Annotated in this window: 18 protein-coding genes and 1 tRNA gene; 9 read left to right on the forward strand and 10 right to left on the reverse strand. The window is 47.0% G+C overall.

Annotation, left to right across the window (positions count from 1 at the left end; all coding sequences use genetic code 11):
* Positions 1-98: 98 nt before the first annotated feature.
* Positions 99-2495 carry a heavy metal translocating P-type ATPase gene (locus BUB37_RS15845; protein WP_072994926.1) on the reverse strand — a complete coding sequence of 799 codons (2397 nt, stop codon included), beginning with the start codon at positions 2493-2495 and terminating at the stop codon, positions 99-101.
* A 117-nt stretch (positions 2496-2612) separates the two neighbouring features.
* Here BUB37_RS15845 and BUB37_RS15850 point away from each other — a divergent pair, with 117 nt between their 5' ends.
* Complete coding sequence (locus BUB37_RS15850) at positions 2613-3302, forward strand: Crp/Fnr family transcriptional regulator (protein WP_072994811.1); 690 nt, start codon at positions 2613-2615, stop codon at positions 3300-3302.
* 52 nt (positions 3303-3354) lie between these two features.
* On the opposite strand, the gene BUB37_RS15855 is transcribed toward BUB37_RS15850, so the two are convergent.
* Positions 3355-3540, reverse strand: a complete 186-nt coding sequence (locus tag BUB37_RS15855) for a hypothetical protein (RefSeq protein ID WP_072994812.1) — start codon at positions 3538-3540, stop codon at positions 3355-3357.
* A gap of 140 nt (positions 3541-3680) precedes the next feature.
* On the opposite strand from BUB37_RS15855, the gene BUB37_RS15860 reads away from it, so the two are divergent.
* Complete coding sequence (locus tag BUB37_RS15860; protein ID WP_072994813.1) at positions 3681-4589, forward strand: universal stress protein; 909 nt, start codon at positions 3681-3683, stop codon at positions 4587-4589.
* A gap of 363 nt (positions 4590-4952) precedes the next feature.
* On the opposite strand, the gene BUB37_RS15865 is transcribed toward BUB37_RS15860, so the two are convergent.
* The 5 genes from BUB37_RS15865 to BUB37_RS15885 form a co-directional block, all read right to left on the reverse strand.
* Positions 4953-5037, reverse strand: a tRNA-Ser gene (locus BUB37_RS15865).
* Positions 5038-5223: 186 nt separating this feature from the next.
* The gene (locus tag BUB37_RS21980) at positions 5224-7170 is read right to left on the reverse strand and encodes an OmpA family protein (RefSeq protein ID WP_072994814.1); all 1947 of its coding nucleotides are present in this window, start codon (positions 7168-7170) and stop codon (positions 5224-5226) included.
* A gap of 11 nt (positions 7171-7181) precedes the next feature.
* A complete protein-coding gene (locus BUB37_RS15875) occupies positions 7182-8108 on the reverse strand; it encodes a PorP/SprF family type IX secretion system membrane protein (RefSeq protein WP_072994815.1) in 927 nt (308 codons plus the stop codon).
* A 58-nt stretch (positions 8109-8166) separates the two neighbouring features.
* Positions 8167-11190 (reverse strand): T9SS type B sorting domain-containing protein, encoded by a 3024-nt coding sequence (locus BUB37_RS15880; protein ID WP_072994816.1) that lies wholly within the window; start codon positions 11188-11190, stop codon positions 8167-8169.
* A gap of 362 nt (positions 11191-11552) precedes the next feature.
* Entirely contained in the window at positions 11553-12047 is a 495-nt protein-coding gene (locus BUB37_RS15885; RefSeq protein WP_072994817.1) for a CAP domain-containing protein, read from the reverse strand.
* 422 nt (positions 12048-12469) lie between these two features.
* Here BUB37_RS15885 and BUB37_RS15890 point away from each other — a divergent pair, with 422 nt between their 5' ends.
* The 6 genes from BUB37_RS15890 (at position 12470) to BUB37_RS15915 (ending at position 18246) form a co-directional block, all read left to right on the forward strand.
* Entirely contained in the window at positions 12470-13486 is a 1017-nt protein-coding gene (locus BUB37_RS15890; protein ID WP_072994927.1) for a glycosyltransferase, read from the forward strand.
* A 106-nt stretch (positions 13487-13592) separates the two neighbouring features.
* A complete protein-coding gene (locus tag BUB37_RS15895) occupies positions 13593-15512 on the forward strand; it encodes a BatA domain-containing protein (RefSeq protein ID WP_072994928.1) in 1920 nt (639 codons plus the stop codon).
* Positions 15509-16762: a dihydroorotase gene (locus BUB37_RS15900; protein ID WP_072994818.1), complete on the forward strand. Its 1254-nt coding sequence runs from the start codon at positions 15509-15511 to the stop codon at positions 16760-16762. Before BUB37_RS15895 ends, BUB37_RS15900 begins: the two co-directional genes overlap by 4 nt.
* 26 nt (positions 16763-16788) lie before the next feature.
* Positions 16789-17103: a hypothetical protein gene (locus BUB37_RS15905; RefSeq protein WP_072994819.1), complete on the forward strand. Its 315-nt coding sequence runs from the start codon at positions 16789-16791 to the stop codon at positions 17101-17103.
* A 61-nt stretch (positions 17104-17164) separates the two neighbouring features.
* Positions 17165-17488 carry a hypothetical protein gene (locus BUB37_RS15910; RefSeq protein ID WP_072994820.1) on the forward strand — a complete coding sequence of 108 codons (324 nt, stop codon included), beginning with the start codon at positions 17165-17167 and terminating at the stop codon, positions 17486-17488.
* Positions 17489-17586: 98 nt separating this feature from the next.
* Positions 17587-18246, forward strand: a complete 660-nt coding sequence (locus tag BUB37_RS15915) for an alpha/beta hydrolase (protein ID WP_072994821.1) — start codon at positions 17587-17589, stop codon at positions 18244-18246.
* A gap of 59 nt (positions 18247-18305) precedes the next feature.
* Here the strand turns inward: BUB37_RS15915 and BUB37_RS15920 are convergent, their stop codons facing one another.
* Together BUB37_RS15920 and BUB37_RS15925 are read right to left on the reverse strand one after the other, a co-directional pair.
* Positions 18306-18800, reverse strand: a complete 495-nt coding sequence (locus tag BUB37_RS15920; protein WP_072994822.1) for a hydrolase — start codon at positions 18798-18800, stop codon at positions 18306-18308.
* 18 nt (positions 18801-18818) lie between these two features.
* Positions 18819-19595, reverse strand: coding sequence for an MBL fold metallo-hydrolase (locus tag BUB37_RS15925; protein WP_072994823.1), 777 nt, complete (start codon positions 19593-19595; stop codon positions 18819-18821).
* A gap of 77 nt (positions 19596-19672) precedes the next feature.
* Here BUB37_RS15925 and BUB37_RS15930 point away from each other — a divergent pair, with 77 nt between their 5' ends.
* Positions 19673-21133, forward strand: coding sequence for a nicotinate-nucleotide adenylyltransferase (locus tag BUB37_RS15930; RefSeq protein ID WP_072994824.1), 1461 nt, complete (start codon positions 19673-19675; stop codon positions 21131-21133).
* A gap of 70 nt (positions 21134-21203) precedes the next feature.
* On the opposite strand, the gene bcp is transcribed toward BUB37_RS15930, so the two are convergent.
* The gene (bcp, locus tag BUB37_RS15935) at positions 21204-21650 is read right to left on the reverse strand and encodes a thioredoxin-dependent thiol peroxidase (RefSeq protein ID WP_072994929.1); all 447 of its coding nucleotides are present in this window, start codon (positions 21648-21650) and stop codon (positions 21204-21206) included.
* Positions 21651-21675 lie beyond the last annotated feature (25 nt).

The following is a 21675-nucleotide window of genomic DNA, read 5'->3' on the forward strand; positions in this document are numbered from 1 at the left end:
GTAAAAGATCGGTTTGCCGTGCAAACCTAATTTTTTGAAACGAATTTTTCCAATTTCAGCCCCCTAAGCCGGGACAATTTAAAAAAAAAGGGGCGGGATCAGCCCAGTTTTCGGCCGATAAGATTGGTGGCCACCGTGGTAAAGGCCACTACACTGATTGAGCTCAAGGGCATCAAAATAGCGGCAATTACGGGCTCCAACTGCCCGGTAACCGCAAAAAACAACCCGATGACATTGTAAAACAGCGAAAGAAAAAAGCTGAGCTTTATGATGCCCACAGCCCGTTTGGAGGCCTTGATATAGGCGAATAGCTCCTTAAATTTCGATGCGTCCAAAATGGCGTCGCAGGCAGGTGAAAACACATTGATATCCTCCGAAATGGCAATACCCACATCGGCCTGGGCCAAGGCCCCCGCATCGTTCAATCCGTCCCCTACCATCATCACCTTATGGCCTTCGCCTTGCGCCCTTTTTATAAAATGGAGCTTGTCTATGGGTTTTTGGTCAAAGTACAGTAAGGTAGAAATGGGCAAAAGCTCCTGCAACCTTTGTTTTTCACCCGAATTGTCTCCCGAAAGAATGGCCAACTTCATCTTGTGCGAGAGCTCTTCGAATACTTCGACAATCCCATCGCGATACTCATTTCTAAAGACATAGCACCCCTTATAGGCATCGTTGGCCGAAATATGTACGGCCGTACTATCGTCCCTTGCCGAAGCGCCGTTACCGGTAAACTCGGCGGAGCCCACCTTGATATTTCCCAGTTCGGTCGAAGCCTCTATGCCTTGGCCCGTATGCTCGGTAAAATCGTCAATGGTAACGATGTTGTGCTCCGAAAGCATATCGTACAGGGCACGACTAAGCGGATGGTTCGACGACCTCAGGGTGTTTTTGAGTACCGATTCCTCGGCTTCCGTCAACGGCATTCCCTCATAGAAGGCGGTCGTCGTGGATGAGGTGGTTATCGTACCCGTTTTATCAAAGATGGCCATGTCTATTTGTGCCAACCGCTCGATCACCCCGGCATTCTTCAAATAGAATTTCTTTCTCCCAAATATCCGCAGCATGTTGCCCAAGGTAAAAGGGGCGGCCAGGGCAATGGCACACGGACAGGCGATGATCAAGACCGCCGTAAATACGTTGAGGGCGTTTTTGGAGTCGTAATAAAGCCAAAAGGCCGCCGCTACAAAGGCTATGGACAGTACTGCGACGGTAAAACGCTTGCCAATGGAATCGGTCAGGGTTTGAAATCGGGTCGTTTTCTCCTCGTCAAAAACCGAATTGCCCCACAATTGGGTCAAATAGCTTTGCGAAACAGGCTTGGTTATCTCTATTTCAATGGCCCCGTTCAATTGTTTTCCACCCGCAAAGACCTTGTCACCGTTTTGCCTTAACACGGGTTCGGCCTCCCCCGTAACGAAGCTGTAGTCGATGTGTCCGTTCCCCTTGACGATAACGGCGTCGGCGGGTATGAGTTCCTCGTTTCGGATCAGCAGCCTGTCGCCCCTTTTTACTTCGTAAACCTGGGCCACCTCTTCCCTGCCGTCGGGCAGTATTCGGGTAACCGCTATCGGGAAATACGATTTGTAATCCCGTTCAAAGGAAAGGAAGGAATAGGTTTTTTGCTGAAAAAACTTTCCTAGCAACAGAAAGAATATCAGGCCCGTGAGCGAATCGAAGAAACCGGGCCCCCAATCAAAAATGATATCCACGGTACTCCTAAGGAAAAGGGTCAGTATGCCCAAGGCTATGGGAACGTCTATATTGAGCATTTTGGAGCGCAGCCCCTTAAAGGCCGAAACGAAGTAGTCCCTTCCCGAATACAGCATTACGGGCAGGGAAAACAAGAACATAAGCCATCGGAAAAGGTTCTGGTACTCGTTCAGCCAGAATTCGCCCCCCGATTCCCTATTGCTCGACAGGTCAAAATATTCGGGAAAGGAAAGGAACATAACGTTGCCAAAGGCAAAACCGGCAATGCCGAGTTTATAGATAAGGCTGCGATTGACGGGCTTTTTCTTGGGTTCGATATCGGCCAAACTGATATTGGGTTCGTAACCGATACGCCCCATTAAAAGTACCAAGTTTTTTAGGGGCAGTTCGGAGGCATTGTAGGTTATGCGTACCGTTTTCTTGGGGAAGTCTACCTGCGAAGCCTTGACCGCCGGATTGAGCTTGTTCAAATTCTCCAAGACCCAAATACAGGAACTGCAATGAATATGGGGCACAAATAGATTGACAACCTGGACGTTCCCATCGCTAAACTCGACCAGTTGTTCGACAATTTCGGGAGATCCCAAAAAATCGTACTTGCCTTCGTTTATTTTGGGAGTAGCACCGGCCTGACCCTGCAAGTCGTAATAATAAGACAGGTCGTTTTCGGAGAGAATTTCATAGACAGTCTTACAGCCCTGGCAACAAAAGGGCTTCCCATCGAACTCGATGGTAGTCTTGTCACAGGGCGTACCACAATGATAGCAGTGATCGGTGTTCATTTCCATTCGCTTATACCGCTCCAAAGGTCTGACGAACTAAATTTTAAGAATATGATAATTATCAGTTTTTACCTTGGCCCTCCCGACTATTTTTGTGCCGTCAGGTAAAATTAAAATATGGAAAGCAGATGTGAACATTGCATCGTTCGCCAATTCAATTCGCTACGCGCAATGACGAAAGACGAATTGAAAAAGGTTTCGGATGCAAAAATCTACAAAAAAGTCAAAAAAGGGGAGGCGCTCTTCGAAGAAGGCCAAAAACTCGATGGCGTCTATTGCGTCCGTGAAGGGGTTTCCAAACTTTCAAAACTAAGTACCAACGGCAAGGACCAAGTCGTCAAATTGGCCACCAAGGGGGCGGTCATGGGACAACGATCCGTCATTGCCGGCGAACATACCAATTTGAGTGCCATTGCCGTAAACGATATGGAGGTTTGCTTTGTGCCCAAGGAAAACATTCTCGACGCACTACAAAAGAATCCCGATTTTGCCGTTGAAGTCCTAAGGCATATGGCCCACGACCTTAAGGAAGCCGACGATGTCATTGTCAATATGAGCCAAAAGACGGTAAAACAGAGGGTTGCCGAGGCCTTTCTCTACTTGAGGAACAATTTTGGCGAAGACCACGAGGGCTATTTACTCTTGACCCTGTCGAGGGAAGATATCGCCAATGTGGTCGGTACGGCCACGGAGTCTTGTATACGGATCATTTCGGAATTCAAGAAAAAGGGATATTTGTCTACCTCTGGGAAGAAAATCAAGATATCGGATGAGAAAGGATTGGTCGAGCTTGTCCAAGGCTTTTGATAAAGTTGCCCGGTGCCGCCCCTAGGCCGGTCACCGGGCAAATCCTAAGTCTTTAGGCATAATTATTTACACCGTCCTCCATTTTCTGGTTTATAAACTCGTACTGGGGACTGTGCAACATTTTGTTATACAGCTCTTCGTTAACGTTGACAGGAATGCGAAGGTTAGGGAATTTGATTTTGTAGACATTGTCGTCTCCCTTTCCGATAAGTGAAACTTTGACAGGTTTATTCTTCATAATCTAATGTTTTTAAGAATTAAATCATTAAAAAATAACCGATTAGACCTTGTTCAAATCGCATGCCAAAACCTGATATATGTCATAGATTCAGGTAGGCATAAGACCTAATTTTATACTTTGGAACCGAGCTAGTTTATATGAGGCAAATATTGATACCTACCGATTTTTCGGAAAACGCGTGGAACGCGACGCGTTATGCGCTAGAGCTTTTCAAGGAGGATGAATGCGTGTTTCACCTACTCAACACCTATACCCCCGCCCTTGTCAGTAACCGGTTTATTGCACACCCCAAAAATGGTAGGCCCATTGCCGCGGGATCCAAGGAGCAATCGGAAGAAGGGTTGGGAAAACTCATGCATCGCATAAGAAACTACACATCCAACGACAATCATTATTTCGAGACCTACTCGTCGTTCGCCATGCTGAACGATGAAGTCAAGCAATTTGTTGAGCAAGAAGGCATCGATTATATCGTAATGGGAACAAAAGGGGCCTCGGACCAACCCGAGGTATATATGGGCCACAATACGGTCAGACTATTGAAATCGATTAAAAGCTGCCCTATTTTGGCCATTCCGAAACCCTTCGAATTTGCCCGGCCCGACGAAATTACCTTCTCTACCGATTTTTATAGGTTCTATACCGATTCGGAACTGGCCCCCTTGATCGAGATGGCGAAGACCTTCGACGCGACCATCCGTATCGTTCACATTCAGCAGGGCATTGCCCCTTTGACCGATGTGCAACAGTTCAACCTGGGCATGTTGCGCAAATATTTGGGGCCGGTGGAACACTATGTGCATACGGTCTCAGAATTGGATTCGGTATCAAAAACCCTACAGGTCTTCAACGAAGAGCTGAACATCCACTTATTGGCCATGCTCAATTACAGGTACAGCTATTTGGACCAGGTTACCGAAGACCCTGTCGTAAAGAAGAAAACCTTCGAAACCGAAGTACCCTTGATGATCATTCCCGAACTAAGCATGGGCGGACCCGGCCATAGGGCAAAAAGCCCCATGTCATATGCCGAAGGGATCAATTGAACGAGGGAAGTCATTCCCTCAAAAACCTCGGCACGACACTTGCCCTAAACCAAGTAGGCAGGCCTTCCCCTTTTTTAGGGTTTCATTCAAACCCATATTTGGAAAAGACCTAACAGCATCCCCAGAATATAGTAGTTCCGGACTTTGGGGTATACACCAGGGATTCACGACACAAGGGCGTCCGATGTAAAGTAAAGGCGGGTACTCGATAGCCCATATTTATCGGTTATTCCCCAGATTGATCGGAAGAAGTACCTTTCATACAGTGCCAGTAAATCGGCAGTCCTTTCAAATGGAATCCTCCCCTAACCTGTCAACCAAAAAACAAAAGCCCCTAAAATAGGGGCTTTTCACGTTATTAAGCGGAGGAAGAGGGATTCGAACCCCCGGAGGTGTGACCCTCAACAGTTTTCAAGACTGCCGCATTCGACCACTCTGCCATTCCTCCTAAGCGGGTGCAAATATAGAAAGCTTTTTTTTTACCCAAAAGATTTACATATTTTATTTTTTGGAAATTTTAATTCAAGTGGTCAATCGTCGAGATAAAAATAAAGAAAGGGCCCCAAACCGGGTGCCCTTTCCTTCCACAGATCTAATGTACTAACCGAAAATTAGCCTCTTTTGCCCAAAACGGTTACTTCGTATTGGGGTTTATACTATTCTTTGAGATGATAATAAAGTCCGAACGACGGTTTTCGAGGTGTTTTTGATCACTACAGGCCACCCCGTTGGAACATTCGTTCTTTAAACGATACTCCCCGTAACCAAAGGCGCTTTCGATCCTATCGGTGCCGATGCCCTTGGAAATAAGGTATTTCTGCGTGGCTTTTGCCCTTTTGTCGGAGAGCACCAGGTTGTAATCGTCACTCCCTCGCGAATCGGTATGCGACTCGATCTTTATTACGATATCGGGGAAATTTTGCATGGCAAAGAGCACCTTTTCCAACTCGATTTCGGCGCGGGCCGTAATATCCCACTTATCGTAGTCGAAGTAGATGGGATCTACCTTGATCTTTTCCACATCGCCGTCCTTTTCAACGATACTGGCAAATTCGGTAAGGTATACCGTATTGTTAAGGGAAGGGGCTTCGGGGTTTACCCCGGTTTCAACGGTTACCGTTTCCTTCGAATACCCGGCCTTCGAAAATGCGATCACATTGGTCTTGTTACAGGGTAGGATCAGGTGATAATAGCCTTTTTCGTCGGTCCTGTAGATGGTCAACAACTCATCGGTGGTGTTTTTTAACTCTACATTGGCCTCGGCAATGGGTTCCCCGGTTTTTTTATCGAGTACATATCCGGCATACTCCAAACAGTCCACGGGCTTGACCTTGTCAAAGCTATAGATATCGTCGTCGCCCACCCCACCGGAACGATTCGAGGCAAAATAACCGCTTCCCTTCTTCTCTCCACGTATGAGCGAGAAATCGTCCATATTGCTATTGATGGGGGTACCCATGTTCATGGGCATCGAGTATTTTGTTTTGGAGTATATAACGGACCCGAAGATATCAAGGCCACCGAGACCGTAGTGGCCATCGGAGGAAAAATACAGGGTATTGTCCATGACGAAGGGAAACATTTCCCTACCCCTGGTATTGATGCTAGGCCCCAGATTCATTGGATCTGAAAGCACGTCGCCCTCATTGTTCAGTTCAACCACATAAATATCGGACTCCCCGTAGCCCCCGGGCATGTTCGAGGTAAAATAGAGATATCTTCCGTCCGGACTTAGCATGGGGTGGCCGCAGGAATAGTCCTTGCTATTAAAGCTCAAGGAGGTAACGTCTACCAATTGGTTCTGCCATATCCGCCCCCGCAATATCTGCATGTTCGAAAGGCCCTCTTCATTGGCACTTAGCTTATTTTTTCTTTTTAGGAAGTTTCTGGTAAAGTAAACGGTCTCCCCGTCCCATGAAAAGGTCAGGGTTGCATCGTGGTAGGATGATTCTAGATTGGTCAAATACTTCTCGGGCACGTAATCCCGGTCGTCGGGCTTTGTAATATACAGGTCCAAATAAGGCTGTTTGTTCCAAGGATAAAGCTCTCCGCCCGATTTGATCGTATCCCTGGCCGATGCGAAGATCAATCCGCCGTTGAACAACATGGGTCCGAAATCGGACTTCTTGCTGTTAAAGGGTAGGTTTTGTATGGCAAACCTTTCGTTTTGTCCCAATAGGCTGTCCAAGTATTTCTTTTGGGCCAAAATCATATCGAGCCGATCCTGGTCGGTATAAAACTCCCTCAAAAGCTCATCGGCCCTTTTGGTTTTCATACCCGCCTTCAGGCTTTGTACCAATTTGATCATATTGCCCTCCCCTACTTCCTTGCCCTCTATGGCATACAGCTTTTCGTACCATTTGGCGGCCTCTTGGTATCTATTGATATTGAAGTAGCTATCGGCCAGTTTTTGAATGGTATTGAGCGAGGGCCTTCGTTTCTCCTGTGCCAGGTCTTCGTACAGGGCTATGGCCTTGTCGAACTTAAAGTCGGTAAAGAACTGATCGGCCCTTTCTTCCTTGTTTTGGGAATTGGCCATTAGGCATGAGCCCATAACGATATAAAGTATAATTTTTTTCATGGAGTTCGGTTTTAGAAGAATCTTGGGGATAATGCACGCTTTGCACCGTCAAACAGGCTGTATTTGAGAATGATTTCGTGTGAGCCATCGTTGTAGCTTTTCAACCCCGTCGTCGAATAATCGTAGGCATAGCCCAAAAAGAAACTTTTGGCGATATGGATCCCCGCCATGGCGCTGATGGCGTCGTCGTATCGGTAGGCCAAGCCCAAGGTCAAGATCTCGTTGATCATAAAGTTTCCGGATACATCGACGGTAATCGGGGCACCTGCCACATGCTTTGTCAACAAGGTCGGTTTGAACTTTAGGTTATCGGTAAGGTCGAAGACATAGCCGGCCATGACATAATATTGACTTTTAACGTCGGTAACCACCTCATCGTTATCGCTATAGATTTGTGAATTAAGGAAGTTATGGGTCGAAATTCCTACGTACCATTTATCGCTAAAGTAATAGGCCCCTGCCCCGAATACCGGTCTCAAGGTATTGATGTTGTCCGCAAAAATCGGATCCAGGCCATCTTCGTAGGTACCCTTCGACCAATCTACCTTGAGGATATCGACCCCGGCGTTCAGTCCCAACGACAGCTTGGTCTTATACCCCACGGGAATCTGATAGGCAAAATTTCCGTTGATATCGATGTCGTTGGCGGCACCGATATTGTCGTTTACAAAGGTAAGGCCGAGCCTTACCCTTTCGCTGAACTTGCCCTGAACGGAGAGCGACTGGGTTTCGGGGGCCCCTTCGATCCCCACCCATTGCGAGCGATGGAGCAAAGTGGCATCAATAATACTATTCTCCGAAGAATAGCCCGGATTCAGTACCATGGTGTTGTACATGTACTGTGTATATTGTGCCGGCTGCTGGGCGCTCATGGTATTTACGGCCATCAGAAAAACACAAAGAAAAAGTGTGGTTATGGTAATCGAATTGGTTTTCATGTTAGGTATGTGTTAATGGTAGTGTATAGATTGGGTAAAAGCATTTCGGATTCGTCCCTTAACGGGCCAACTGTAACCATCCCACTAGATTTCTTTCCAGTTCCGGAATGTTGATCACGTAGTAATAGGTGCCTGAGGGCAGGTGGTCCCCACTGCTCAAAACTCCGTTGACGTTGGCAATTCCCGTCCACGTATTTCGATAATCCGCCGTCTTGTACACCAGGTTACCGTTACGGTTATAGATTTCCAGGGTATTGGAGTAATCTTCGATACACTGCACCTTGAATACTTCGTTGAATCCGTCGTTATTGGGCGAAAATTCATTATAGACCTTTAGACAAAACTCCTCGCCCAAGACCATTCCGCAAGAGGTCACGTTTACATCGAGTACCATCGATTTATTGGGGTTACATCCCGATGCGTCCTCATACGAGACGGTAAGGCTGTTGTCTTGTTCCTCGGTCCATTCTACCGTTACAAAATCGTCGGTGGCCGTACCACCATCCGTTATCGTACCTCCTGTTACTTCCCAGCCATAATTGTTTTTTCCGCTCTGGGTAACGTAGGTATAGGCTGTGTTGAGGCAGGCATCTTCCGACTCGCCATCCAAGGTAATGGCTTCAAAATCATCTTCGGTAAGGCTTACCATTATTCGAAGTCGGGAACTGCTCTCACAACCGTTTTCGACGGCTGCCACATAGTATCTTCCACCATCGGCCAAAGGCGTTGAGGGATCGATCATGCTTCCTCCGGCCGCACTGTCATAAAACACGACGTTGGCCTCGTTTACTTGGATGTCGGCAACTGTCGGACTTAGGCTGTCGCAAAACTCCTGAAGTTCGGAGGTCGTAGTAGGCTCGGGCACATCGTTGATTTGAACGGTTACCGCAACCCTGGCCAATACCGAGGCCGGAATGCCCAAGATACCTGCAAAATAAACATCGCCATCGGCCAAAGGGGTATCGGCATCGACCTGCACAAGGGCATCGAGGCTATCGAACAATACCAAATCGTCGTCGCCCAATTCAATATCGGCCACCGTTGCCAATTCGGTCCTGCAAAAAACCTGTAAGAGGTTGTCGAGGGACAGGTCGGGTAATTCGATAAGGATTTCGTCGTTGCCCAAACATATACCGTTGTCGATAATGGTCTCGATAATGCCATCGGCATCGGAAACCAGGTCAAGGGCATCGACACTTATCTCAAAAGAGGAGTCGGCCTGTACAACGCCATCGAACTGCTGCCCATTGATTAACAACGAAACGATTTCACCAGTGTTTACATCACCTGAAACGGTGCCGCTCACGGTAGTGGTATTGTTTCCGTCGAAAATGGATATAAGGTCATCAAGCGTCTTGGTAACGACCGAAGTAATGGTTACGTTTTTATCATAATCCACTACGTCAACAGTAACCGATTGCAAGTCCCCAGGGGCATTTTGACAAGCTGCACGACTTGTGGTCAGCGCGGTGTAATACGTATAAGGTCCGCCAGCCTCGGTCAAACCTGAAATGATCAGTCTATCGTTCCCGTCGATCTGATAGCTAGCCCCGCCCGAAACGGTACCATCGGTTATTTCCGAAACCATGTTGGCATCGAAGTACCACGAGAAGTCGCCGTCGATGCTACTATTGGGAACCAGAACGACATCGTTCGACGAGCAGATCGAGCCCTCATTGCCGGTAATCGTAATATCCGCTGCCGTCGGGATATCCTCGACATGGATAAGGGCCTCGGTTCTAGGGGATTCCTGGGCACAGCCAATCCTGCCCGAGGCTACATAATATGTGGTGTCTTCGGTAAGTACAGGAGTCGTAAACGTACCGCCCGAACTTGTCGTTGCCAATAGATTGCCTCCATCGGCGGCATCGTACCAACGCAATTCGACCCCGCTCCCGTTGGCTACGCTGGCCGTCAAGTCGATCGTCGACCCCTCGCATATATAGGCACCTTCGGCATCAATGTTCAGGGTCGGTGCTTCAGGGCCCGCAAAAACCTCATAAATGTTCAAGTGTTGTTCAATGTCAACGCCCAATAGGGAAGACAAGGTAAGGGTCAACCGGTTGATGGGCTCAGGGGATTGGAATCCTATGGTCGCGGTGTCTCCGTTCTGCAAAAGGCCAAGTAAATCGAGACTTATCAGACTCGACAGGTCACTCGAGAACACCGGGGCGTTCGAACCGTTTTGTCCGGTAACCGTAAGGGCGTTTAAAACCCCCAAACTGACCAAGGATGGATCCACCGACAATTGGATATAGAAGGTGTTCGTCGCATCCTGTACTTCGTTAAAATAAAAGGTCTGTTCGATATCGGCGGCAACGTTCAAAATACCTAGGCCCAATTTGGAATAGGTGCCCGAATCCCCGTCTATGGCCGATTCGGGATCGGTAACCCCTGCCCCTCCAAGCCCCAAAAGGTCTAAACTAATACCATGTCCATCGAAGGAAGTATAACTGGGCGAGCCACAGGGTTCCTCGGCATCTCCGTAGTAAACTGCGGCAACTTCGAGGTTCTTGGTCTGATTCAGTCCGATCAAGGAACCGGTTCGGTTGCTTATACCTATGGTGTTGTAAACACTGGTCGGGGTCATGGCAACGTAAAAATCACCATTGGCATCGATGACCACACGGGCCTCATCGGTCGAAAATGCATCCACACTACTGGAAGACGACTCGACCACTACAACGTTATCATAGCTTGCCGAAACCGAGAACTCTTGGTTGCCTATAAGTAGGACTCCTACGACATCCGAAAGTAGCCCCCCCAAACTTCCGCCCAGCAAACTCGAAAGAATATCATCTTGGGTCTCCAATCTTACATAGGAAGTTGTATTCGATGGTAAATCGGACGGATAGGCCAGGTCCAAATTCCCTGAATAGGAACCAAGACCGGCAACCAGGCCTGAGTTCGCCCTGATCGTGGCATGGGTATTTAAATCCCCATCGATGGCATTGGCTGAAAGATCCACCTCATTTTGGCTGGAGACTGTAGTCGCATAGGTCTGCCCTTGGACGTACAGCACAGATGAAGTAAGAAAAATCAGCAATAAAAAATAGCCACGGGTAGTAATTTTCCGAAACATATTTGGTTATTTTGTAGGTTTAGTACTACTATAACCCATAATTGCTTCTATTAGTATGGTTTGGATTATATCTTATCCGTAAAAAACCGATTTCTTCGATAAACGGTATTATTTTCGATATAAGACATCAAATAATTGCATTTCATCGATCATATATCTTTCTAAAACCTAAAGATAAAGCTCCAATCTTAAGTAAAAACTTACCTTTTTGTTCTATTTTAAATTTGATTTTACTTAAATGTGTTGTAAGAACTTACTTAAAATAACCCCTATAACATACACATTTGGGAAGTGGACAAAAAACACCCCCGTACCAGGATTCCCGGCCGGGGGTTTGAAAACAACTTCGACTACTTAATTTCTTACTTGTAGAACAGTTGGGTAAAGTATAAGGTTCCATCTTGATCGGGGGCCACACTTACGGCAGTATAGTCAAAGTCACCTTCCATTACCTTTTTATGTGTGGGACTGTTTTTCCAAGCCTCCACTATGGCTTTGGCATTGGTAAATTCCATTCCCAGGTTTTCCGATACAAAGTCGGCACCGGCATCGAGGGAAAGCTTGGAAGCCCTAAGTTCAAAATTGTCGTGGCTGATCATTCCTTCCGATATCATATATTCGTTATGGGCTATGGCGTAACTGTATGCAATGGAACTGAACTCAAGGGTACCCAGTCCGATCGAAACCCTGTATTCGTTGACGGCATCCATAACCTCTTGTTCCAAGGAGGAAACGGTTACATCTTGTGCCGTGGCGGCAACGGCTTCGTACAATTCATTTTCTTCGGTCGTTGATGAAGAACATGAGGTCATTAAGATCGTAATCGCAAGCAAGATTAAAGTTGTGTAACGTACCATAGCTTTTTTAAATACCAGTTTGTAATTGTTTTCCGATGCAAAGGAACGGTGAATCCTATCCCCTCCTCAGCAATCGCTATATACGGTAGGCTTTGATCGTTTAAGTGCATGTTTTTCGAAATCCAAATCCTACAAAGAAAATGGGCCGGTCACAGGGCGTATAAACCGCGCAGAACGACGGTGATTTTGCCCCTTATCAGCGGTTTGGCCCCACTAAGCGATTCCGTGGTACCCGCTTCATCGACATGGGGTACCATAGTCCGGTCAAGATGCACGGGACCCCAAAAAAAACAGCCATATGGCCGGGGTAGGAAAAAACCGAGGCCATCGTGTCGAGATCCGGAAAAACCAGGGTATATTCTTTTCCATTGGCGATCCGTTTTAATTTTCCTATTTTGGGAAAATCAAAACCCCATAAGCCATTGGAACAAAGCGCAACCGTGTTGATCAGTATTTTAGTACCGTTTAAGAATACCCAGGATTTTTTGGAAGAATGCCTCGTGTCGATCATCGAACAAGGTTACCCCCATTGGGAAGTATTGGCCGTAGACGACCACTCCAACGACAACAGTGTGGAAATTGTAAGGCGTTTTTCCCAATCGGATCCGCGCATCAAACTATACCCCAATAAGGGCCATGGCATTATCGAGGCGCTCCGAACGGCCTATGACGCCAGTAGGGGAACCTTGATCACCCGAATGGATTCCGATGATGTTATGGTGAAGGACAAATTACAGGTAATGGCCTACTCCCTTCAGGCACGGGGACCGGGGCACGTGGCCATAGGCCAGGTCCGCTACTTTTCGGACAGGGGAATCAGCAACGGTTACGAACGCTACGAACAATGGCTCAACCAACTTACCGAAAGGGGAAGCAACTACGGTGAAATCTATAAGGAATGCGTTATCCCCTCCCCTTGTTGGATGGTCTACCGCAACGACCTCGATGCCTGCGGGGCCTTCGACCCCGACCGATATCCCGAAGATTACGACCTCACCTTCCGTTTTTATGAAAAGGGACTCCGATGCATCCCCTGCGACCAAGTATTGCACCTATGGCGCGATTACGATACCCGGACGTCACGCACCAGTGAGCACTATGCACAAAATTATTTTCTCGATATCAAGCTCCACTATTTTCTAAGGCTAGACCGTGACCCCAAACGCACATTGACCTTGTGGGGAGCGGGCAGCAAGGGAAAAGAGATCGCCAAGGGGCTGATCAAAAAGAAGGTCGAATTCCATTGGTTATGCGACAACCCCAATAAAATAGGAAAGGAGATTTACGGTAAGCACATGTACCACTACTCCAAATTAAAGGAGCTGCCCCAAGCCCAAAGCATAATTACGGTAGCCAACGAAGAGGCCCAAGCGATGATAAGGGCTTATTTCGCCCAAATGGGACAGCAACCCATGACCGACTATTTCTTTTTTTGCTAGCCCTTTTAAAAGGGTAGGATCGAGACGGCCTTAAGCCTATATGTCATTGATGAATATTGCCGGCTTCCTTCTTTTTTTGACTATATTTGCCATCTCAATCCAGGAAATGCAGTTTAAATATCCAGAACTTCTTTGGGCTTTATTTCTACTCCTGATTCCCATTATTATCCATCTTTTCCAATTGCGGCGTTTTAAGAAGACACCGTTTACGAACGTAAAGTTTTTGAAAAAAGTGGTAGTGGAATCAAGGCGAAGCAAGGCCCTCAAAAAATGGTTGCTCCTGTTTACCAGATTGGCCTTGCTCGCTGCAATCGTATTGGCCTTCGCCCAACCTTTTTTCGCAAAAAAAGAAGCCCTAAAACAGAAGGAAGCCGTTATCTATCTAGACGACTCCTTTAGCATGCAAATGAAAAGCGAGGGAACGTCACTGCTTCAAAATGCCGTTCAACAACTCATTCAATCGGTCCCCAAGTCCCAAAAGTTCACCCTTTTCACCAATACGCGAACCTTTAGGAATACCCAGATCGAAGACCTCCAGAACGATTTATTGGCCCTGGCCTACAGTGGCAAGCAATTGAGCCTGGACGATATCTACCTCAAGGCCCATTCGCTCTTCTCTTCGGACGGCACCACCGAAAAGAACCTGATCGTCGTTTCCGATTTTCAAGAAACCATGTATTCGGGCGAAGTCGATTCCTTGGGGCCGATCAACCGACACTTTGTAGAATTACGTCCCCAGACCATGGAAAACATCGCCATCGATTCCGTTTTTTTCCGGTCCTTTAACGATGATCACCTGAACCTGACCGTAAGCCTGTCCAGCACTACCGAAATAGAAAGTACCCCCGTATCCCTATACAACGACCAAGTACTGACGGCAAAGAGTTCGGCAAAGTTCAATACCGACAAAAAAGGGGAAGTAAGTTTTACCATCCCCGCTTCAGAAGTATTCAAGGGCACCCTTGAGATTACGGATAACGGCCTGTCCTATGACAACCGGCTCTATTTCAATATCGATGAGAAAGAAAAGATAAAGGTACTTGAAATTGGACCTAAAAACGATTCCTTTTTGCACCGCATTTACACCGAGGATGAATTTGAACTGACCGCGGTCACCTTAAACGCACTCAATTATGGCGATATCGAAAAACAGCACCTGGTCGTTCTCAACGAATTGCCCGGCATTCCTTCGCCTTTGACGGCAAGCCTTAAGGCATTTATCGAAGACGGGGGGCATTTGGCAATCATACCGGCCGGCGATGCGGACGTGAATTCCTACAATTTGCTTACTTCAAGTTTTGGGGCGGCCTTCGGCGAAGTAAACCGGGGCCGGAAGAACATCACGCATATTTCATTTGAGCACCCGCTCTTTAGAAACGTGTTCGAAAAGACCATTTCAAATTTTCAGTACCCCACTAGCTCGGTACACTATAAACTAAGGTCGAAGGCCTCGGCAGCCCTTGCCTTTCAGGACAATGAGCCCTTTTTAGTCGCGGGTGAAGGTTTTTACCTCTTTGCTTCCCCCCTATCCGCCGATTATTCCAATTTTCAAAACGCGCCCTTGATCGTACCCACTTTCTACAATATAGGAACCAACAGTTTAAAGATTCCCCAATTGTATTATGTGCTGGGGCGCCCCGCCCACATAGACGTACCCATTAATTTGACCCAAGACGGCGTGTTGAAGGTGGAAAAGGAAAATTATGAGCTCATCCCCCTACAGGAGTTGCTGACACATAGGGTAAGCATGACCTTTAACGATGAATTGATGGAAGATGGCATCTATGGCATCACCGACGGGAAGCAGATAATCGGACACTTGAGTTTTAACCACGATCGAAACGAAAGTGACCTGGGTTACCTAAATGTAGGTGATATTGTGGGCGTTAACCACAGCACATCCCTCCCTTCCCTATTTCAAAGTATGGAAAACGACAATAGGGTTACGGAGCTTTGGAAATGGTTTGCTATTTTAGCGTTGATTTTGCTAATGGTGGAAATACTTATTCAAAAACTTTTTAAATGAACATTCTTTTAAAATCGGCCAAAATAATTGATGAAACCCAAAAAGATCTTCATTTAAAGACCAGAGATATTCTTATAAAGAACGGCAACATTGCCAAAATCGCCCCCAACCTATCCGCCGAACCCGAAACGGAGACCGTCGAGCTCGACAACCTTCACGTATCCCTTGGGTGGTTCGACAGCAGTGTCAGCTTCGGCGAACCGGGCTTCGAGGAGCGGGAGACCATAGCGAACGGACTTTCCACCGCCGCAAAAAGCGGATTTACCGATATTGTCCTCAACCCGAACGCACATCCCGTACCCGACAGCAGTTCCGATATCGTCTTCTTAAAAAACGCCGCAAGGGGCCAAGTCACCAACTTATACCCCTTAGGAAGCTTAACGATCAAATCGGAGGGTGTCGACCTCGCCGAGCTATTCGATATGAAAAATTCCGGGGCCGTCGGTTTCTACGACTATAAAAGTCCGCTTCAAAACTCCAACCTCCTTAAGATAGCCCTGCAATACAGCCAGAATTTTGACGGATTGATCTGTTCATTTCCCTTGGATGCGAAAATTGCCGGAAAGGGCATCGTAAACGAGGGTGAGGTATCGACCCGATTGGGCCTAAAAGGTATTCCGGCATTGTCGGAAGAACTACAATTGGTAAGGGACCTCTTTATTTTGGAGTATGCAGGGGGCAAGTTGCACGTACCTACCATTTCAACGGCCACCTCGGTCAAACTGATTGCCGAGGCCAAGAAAAAAGGATTGAACGTTACCTGTAGCGTAGCCATTCACAATCTATTTTATACCGATGAAACCTTGGAAGATTTCGATTCTTCATACAAGGTGATGCCGCCCTTACGCGGTGCCAATGACGTAAAGGCCTTGATCCAGGGGGTAAAGGAGGGTACGATCGATTTTGTTACCAGTGACCATACCCCATTGAACATCGAAGAAAAAAGGGTCGAATTCGACAACGCGGCCTACGGAAGCCTTGGCCTTGAAAGTGCCTTTGGCGTATTGAACCAAATTTTCGACACCGAGACCGCCGTTGACTTGCTGATAAAGGGAAGGGAAAGGTTTGGCATCGCCACCCCTACCATCGCGGAAGGGGCCCCGGCCTGCCTTGCCCTGTTCAATCCCGATGTCGAATATACCTTTGGTGCCGACGACATTCTATCTACCTCAAAAAACAGTATGTTTTTGGGAAGCAAGTTAAAGGGCCGGGCCTACGGATCGATAAGTAACGGACAATTGAGACGCTAACACAAAAACAATATAAAAACAAACCCATGAACCAGACGACCATAAACCAAGGCAAGACCATCGCGATCATCAGTTATATTACCTTTATCGGACTCATTGTGGCCTATATCATGAACAGCGACAAGCAAAACGCATTTGCCAAGTTCCATATCGGGCAATCGTTGAGGATCGTTATTGCGGGACTCGCCAATTCGGTGCTCTCATGGTTTTTGCCTTCGGCATTGGGCATCATTAGTACGATTATCGGCTTCCTTCTCTTGGCTTTGATGATAATGGGCATAGTCAATGCGGTCAACGGAAAGGCCGAACCGCTCCCGGTCATCGGTTCCATTGAAATCTGACCCATGACAAACCCAAAAGTTATACCTTGCACAAGAAACCCGAGGAGTTAAATTTGATCTTATGAGCACTGTTAAAGAAGGTAAAACCGCTGCCATTACAGCCTATTTCACCATTGTAGGGGCCCTGATCGCCATGAGCATGAACGCCGAACAAAAAAACGAGTTTGCCCGGTTTCACACCAGACAGGCCTTCGGTCTCCACCTGCTCTTCATTGCCTTCGGCATTCTTTCGAGCAACTGGGGCAATCTGTATTCTTTCTTTGGCCTCATGCTATGCTATTCCATTTTGTGGTTTTATGGCTTTTTTGGCGCCCTATCGGAAAAATACCAGTCCCTTCCCGTTTTAGGGCCTTATTTTCAAAAATGGTTTACATTTATAAGTTGAGCCGGCCATGTTTGGAACGAATCGGACGATCCCATGCCGTTTTCAACCCCGTAGTGACCAGCGAATCGAAAATATAATTTTTAAACCCATATCCGACAATGACCACCGCTCCCCTATCATTGGAACACATCATCAGGCCCTCTTCGTCGGAAGAAGGCAAACCGCCCGTGTTGTTCATGTTTCACGGTTACGGCAGCAATGAGGAAGACCTGTTTTCCTTTGCTCCTGAGCTCCCTAAAGCCCTATGCATTATATCGGTACGCGCGCCCTACCCCCTGGAACCGTATGGCTATGCGTGGTACGCGATTAACTTTGATGCCCAGCAGGGCAAATGGAGCGACGACGACCAGGCAAGGGATTCGAGGGACAAAATAGTCCATTTTATAGACGAGGCCTGCGCAACGTACGGCCTTGACCAAAACAGGGTAAGCCTCTTGGGTTTTAGCCAAGGTACCATCTTGGGTTATGCGGTAGCCTTGTCGTATCCCGACAAAATTAAGAACCTAATCGCCCTGAGCGGCTATATCAACGAGTCGATTTTAAGTGAAAACTATAAAGATAGGGACCACGGGCACCTAAAGATCTACGCCTCACATGGGCAGGTCGACCAGGTCATACCCCCCGAATGGGCCCAGCGGGCACCCGAATTACTTAAACAATTGGGCATCGAACATGTATACGAAGAATTTCCTGTCGGACACGGCGTATCGCCCCAAAACTTTCATTCGTTCAACAAATGGCTGAACGACAGGTTTTAAACTTGAGGCCAGGTAGGTAGGTTGGTAGGTAGGTTTGCCCTCCACCGAAATCAAAGTACCTAATTGCTGCGAGTGTACAACAAATGGTCGATAGTGGTAAAGTCTACCCCCAAATCGTCCTTAAGTTCGTATTTTATGAGTAACTCTCCCCAATACTTTCCATCCGAAAAGTCGGTCAATATCCATTTGTGGTTGAGTACCTTGATCTTGTTGATCTTAAAATCGCTTTCCATCCCCTCATAAGGTATAAGGGGGTTATCGCCCTTGCTTTCGTTGGTCTCGAGCAACTTGTCGGCTATGTACCTTGAAGGGTCGTCGAGCTTCAAATGGTCGTAATAGGCCAAGGCATCATCATTGTTCTCCAAGGAGAAGTACTGCATTTCAAGAACTTTCAACTGGGCGTCCTGCACCGAATCCTGCAATGCTTCCACCTCATTCTCGAGCTGGGCGATCCTGGCGTCCTTTGACTTGGCCATTTTTCCATTACTAACGAACAAATAAAGGCATATCATCGACATAAAAATGAACAGGTAAAGAACAATCTTACTTTTCATAAACAAGTAGGGTATTGATTATACTTCTATAACGAGATTATCGTAGGCTAAATGTACACCGTCGGGCAATTTTTTTTCGACCTCTTCGTGAAACCCCAAAAGATGGCTGATATGGGTCAAATAAGCACGCTCGGGCTTGATGTCATCGATAAACCCCAGGGCTTCCTCCAAATTGAAATGCGAATGGTGGGGCTCTTCGCGAAGTGCATTGACCACCAATACCTTTGTTCCGTAGATTTTTTCCTTTTCCGCCTCGTCGATGGTCTTGACATCGGTCAGATAGGTAAAATCGAGAAGGCGAAAACCGAATACCTGTATGCGGTTGTGGTTGGCCTCAATAGGAATGGCCGCGATATCACCAATTTTAAAAGGGCGGTCTTTTTTGACGATGTTGACCTCTACGGCCGGTGCACCCGGATAACGATTGGCTTCGGCAAAAATATAATCGAAACGCTTGCGAAGGGAATCGGCCACGCGTTGGTGCGCGAAAATGGGAATGTCGCCCTGCCTGAAGAAAAAAGGCCTGATATCGTCCAGACCCGCGGTATGGTCGGCATGTTCATGGGTAAAAAGGATACCGTCCAATCGAGTAACCCGATGCCTCAGCATTTGTTGCCTAAAATCGGGGCCGCAATCCACCACGTAATTGTAGCCCTCCCAAGAAATCATAATAGAGACCCGAAGCCTGTTGTCCCTTGGGTCCTTGCTCAAGCATACCGGATGGTTACTGCCTATTACAGGGACTCCTTGGGAAGTGCCCGTACCCAAAAAAGTGATTTTTAATGGCTCTTTCATGCGCGCTCAAATTTATAACTAAATAATTTAATAGATTACCCGAACTTGTTAACTTTGCTCTCATCAAATTTGTTAAAATGGCTTCAGTTCTAAAAAGGGACACCTCCTTTGAAAACATTCCCTCAATCAAGGCTAAAACTTTAAGGATCAACCTGAACCCTGATATTTACGGTACCTTTGCCGAGATAGGCGCGGGCCAGGAAACTGCAAGGCATTTTTTTCGGTCCGGTGGCGCCTCGGGAACCATTGCAAAGGCAATGAGCGCCTACGATAAAGACTTTAGCGATGCCGTATATGGCATCGAGACCGACGGACGGTACGTCACCCAATCGCGCCTAAAGAAAATGCTCTCCCACGAAATGCAGCTCATGGAAGAACGCATCAGCAGGGAAAGACACCCCGACCGGCTGTTCTTTGCCTATGCCAATACGGTAGCGACCATAGACTTTTCAAAGCGCTACAAGGGCCATGGATGGGTAGGTATCCGGTTTCAACTGGATCCGCACCAAAAGGAATTTGACGAGATCGTACTGCACATTCGATTCAAGCAGAACGAAGCACGCCTTCAACAGGAAACCTTGGGCATTTTGGGGGTAAACCTCATCTATGGGGCCTTTTACAAGTACCACAAGCCCCGAAAAATGCTCAAATACCTATACGACCATATCGATAAGGATACCTTGGAGATCGACATGATCAACTTTTCGGGCCCTAATTTTAAGGAGGTCGACAATAGGTTGATGAGCCTTCAATTAATCCGTAACGACATGACCGATGCGGTTATGTTCGGCCCCGATGGCAATAACTTGTTGCCCGCGGCCATACTTTACAAAAAGAACATCTTGGCGCTGAGGGGAAGCTTTCGTCCCGTGACCAAGGTTAATATGGATATGTTCCATAAATCGTACGACATCTTTATAAGGGACCAGGCCGTTGATCAAGACAATACCATCGTAATTTTTGAAATTACCCTCTCGAACCTCAAGGCCTCGGGCGAAATCGACGAACAGGATTTTATGGATCGGGCCGAATTACTCTGTGCCCTGGGCCATACGGTAATGATATCCAAGTTTCAGGAGTACTACAAACTGGTCGAGTACCTGAACAACTATACGAAGGCCAAGATAGGCCTGACCATGGGCGTGAACAATTTGGTGGATATTTTTGACGAAAAATATTACCGACACCTTAGCGGGGGTATCTTGGAGGCCTTCGGTAAATTGTTCTTCAAGGAACTACAGGTATACCTTTACCCGATGAAAAATCCGGAAACGGGCCAGATTATGACGAGCAACAACGTAAAGGTACACCCGAGAATGAAGGAACTTTACAAGTTCTTCAAATACAATGGCAAGGTTATGGACATTATCGACTACGACCCCGAGATCATGCACATTTTTTCGCGGGACGTACTCAAAAAAATCATCAACAACGAAAAGGGATGGGAAAATATGTTGCCCAAGGGTATTGCCGATACGATCAAGGAAAAGAACCTTTTTACACGTAAATTGCTCAAAAACGAGGATAGCAAGACCTAAGGGCCCATGCCGAAAGACAAAAAATCCCGGACCTGCGTCCGGGATTTTTATGTTTTGGGCCCCTCCCCGATTAATCCAATATCTGGGCGGCGTGGTCTTTGGTCTTCACCTTATCGATTACCCGTTCCACTACACCTTCCTCGTCGATAATAAAAGTAGTCCTGATAATACCTTCGTACTCCTTTCCCATAAATTTTTTAGGGCCCCAAACACCAAAGGCATTGATGACCGTGTGGTCTTCATCGGCCAAGAGCGGAAAAGGCAAATCGTACTTGTCCTTAAAGTTCGATTGCTTTTTTCCCGAATCCGCGCTTACGCCCAAAAGCTCGTAGCCAGCTGCTTTCAGGGCGTTAAAGTTATCGCGCAGGTTACATGCCTCGGCCGTACACCCCGGCGTATTCGCCTTTGGATAGAAAAAGACGATCAGTTTCTGCCCCTTGTAATCTGATAGTTTAATAATTGTTCCGTCTTGGTCTTTTGACAAAAACTCAGGAACCCGATCTCCTACTTTCAACATATCGCTAATTATTTTTAAATTAAAT

Source organism: Pseudozobellia thermophila, assembly GCF_900141855.1.
Lineage (GTDB): Bacteria > Bacteroidota > Bacteroidia > Flavobacteriales > Flavobacteriaceae > Pseudozobellia > Pseudozobellia thermophila.

What these genes read in the sequence shown, in the direction of transcription:
- BUB37_RS15885 (WP_072994817.1), bottom strand. Translation starts at nt 12,047, where the DNA reads ATGGTACGTTACACAACTTTAATCTTGCTTGCGATTACGATCTTAATG.
- BUB37_RS15845 (WP_072994926.1), bottom strand. Translation starts at nt 2,495, where the DNA reads ATGAACACCGATCACTGCTATCATTGTGGTACGCCCTGTGACAAGACT.
- BUB37_RS15930 (WP_072994824.1), top strand. Translation starts at nt 19,673, where the DNA reads ATGGCTTCAGTTCTAAAAAGGGACACCTCCTTTGAAAACATTCCCTCA.
- BUB37_RS15910 (WP_072994820.1), top strand. Translation starts at nt 17,165, where the DNA reads ATGAGCACTGTTAAAGAAGGTAAAACCGCTGCCATTACAGCCTATTTC.
- BUB37_RS15860 (WP_072994813.1), top strand. Translation starts at nt 3,681, where the DNA reads ATGAGGCAAATATTGATACCTACCGATTTTTCGGAAAACGCGTGGAAC.
- BUB37_RS15850 (WP_072994811.1), top strand. Translation starts at nt 2,613, where the DNA reads ATGGAAAGCAGATGTGAACATTGCATCGTTCGCCAATTCAATTCGCTA.
- BUB37_RS15915 (WP_072994821.1), top strand. Translation starts at nt 17,587, where the DNA reads ATGACCACCGCTCCCCTATCATTGGAACACATCATCAGGCCCTCTTCG.
- BUB37_RS15900 (WP_072994818.1), top strand. Translation starts at nt 15,509, where the DNA reads ATGAACATTCTTTTAAAATCGGCCAAAATAATTGATGAAACCCAAAAA.
- BUB37_RS15875 (WP_072994815.1), bottom strand. Translation starts at nt 8,108, where the DNA reads ATGAAAACCAATTCGATTACCATAACCACACTTTTTCTTTGTGTTTTT.
- BUB37_RS15925 (WP_072994823.1), bottom strand. Translation starts at nt 19,595, where the DNA reads ATGAAAGAGCCATTAAAAATCACTTTTTTGGGTACGGGCACTTCCCAA.
- BUB37_RS15855 (WP_072994812.1), bottom strand. Translation starts at nt 3,540, where the DNA reads ATGAAGAATAAACCTGTCAAAGTTTCACTTATCGGAAAGGGAGACGAC.
- BUB37_RS15880 (WP_072994816.1), bottom strand. Translation starts at nt 11,190, where the DNA reads ATGTTTCGGAAAATTACTACCCGTGGCTATTTTTTATTGCTGATTTTT.
- BUB37_RS15895 (WP_072994928.1), top strand. Translation starts at nt 13,593, where the DNA reads ATGCAGTTTAAATATCCAGAACTTCTTTGGGCTTTATTTCTACTCCTG.
- BUB37_RS21980 (WP_072994814.1), bottom strand. Translation starts at nt 7,170, where the DNA reads ATGAAAAAAATTATACTTTATATCGTTATGGGCTCATGCCTAATGGCC.
- BUB37_RS15920 (WP_072994822.1), bottom strand. Translation starts at nt 18,800, where the DNA reads ATGAAAAGTAAGATTGTTCTTTACCTGTTCATTTTTATGTCGATGATA.
- bcp (WP_072994929.1), bottom strand. Translation starts at nt 21,650, where the DNA reads ATGTTGAAAGTAGGAGATCGGGTTCCTGAGTTTTTGTCAAAAGACCAA.
- BUB37_RS15905 (WP_072994819.1), top strand. Translation starts at nt 16,789, where the DNA reads ATGAACCAGACGACCATAAACCAAGGCAAGACCATCGCGATCATCAGT.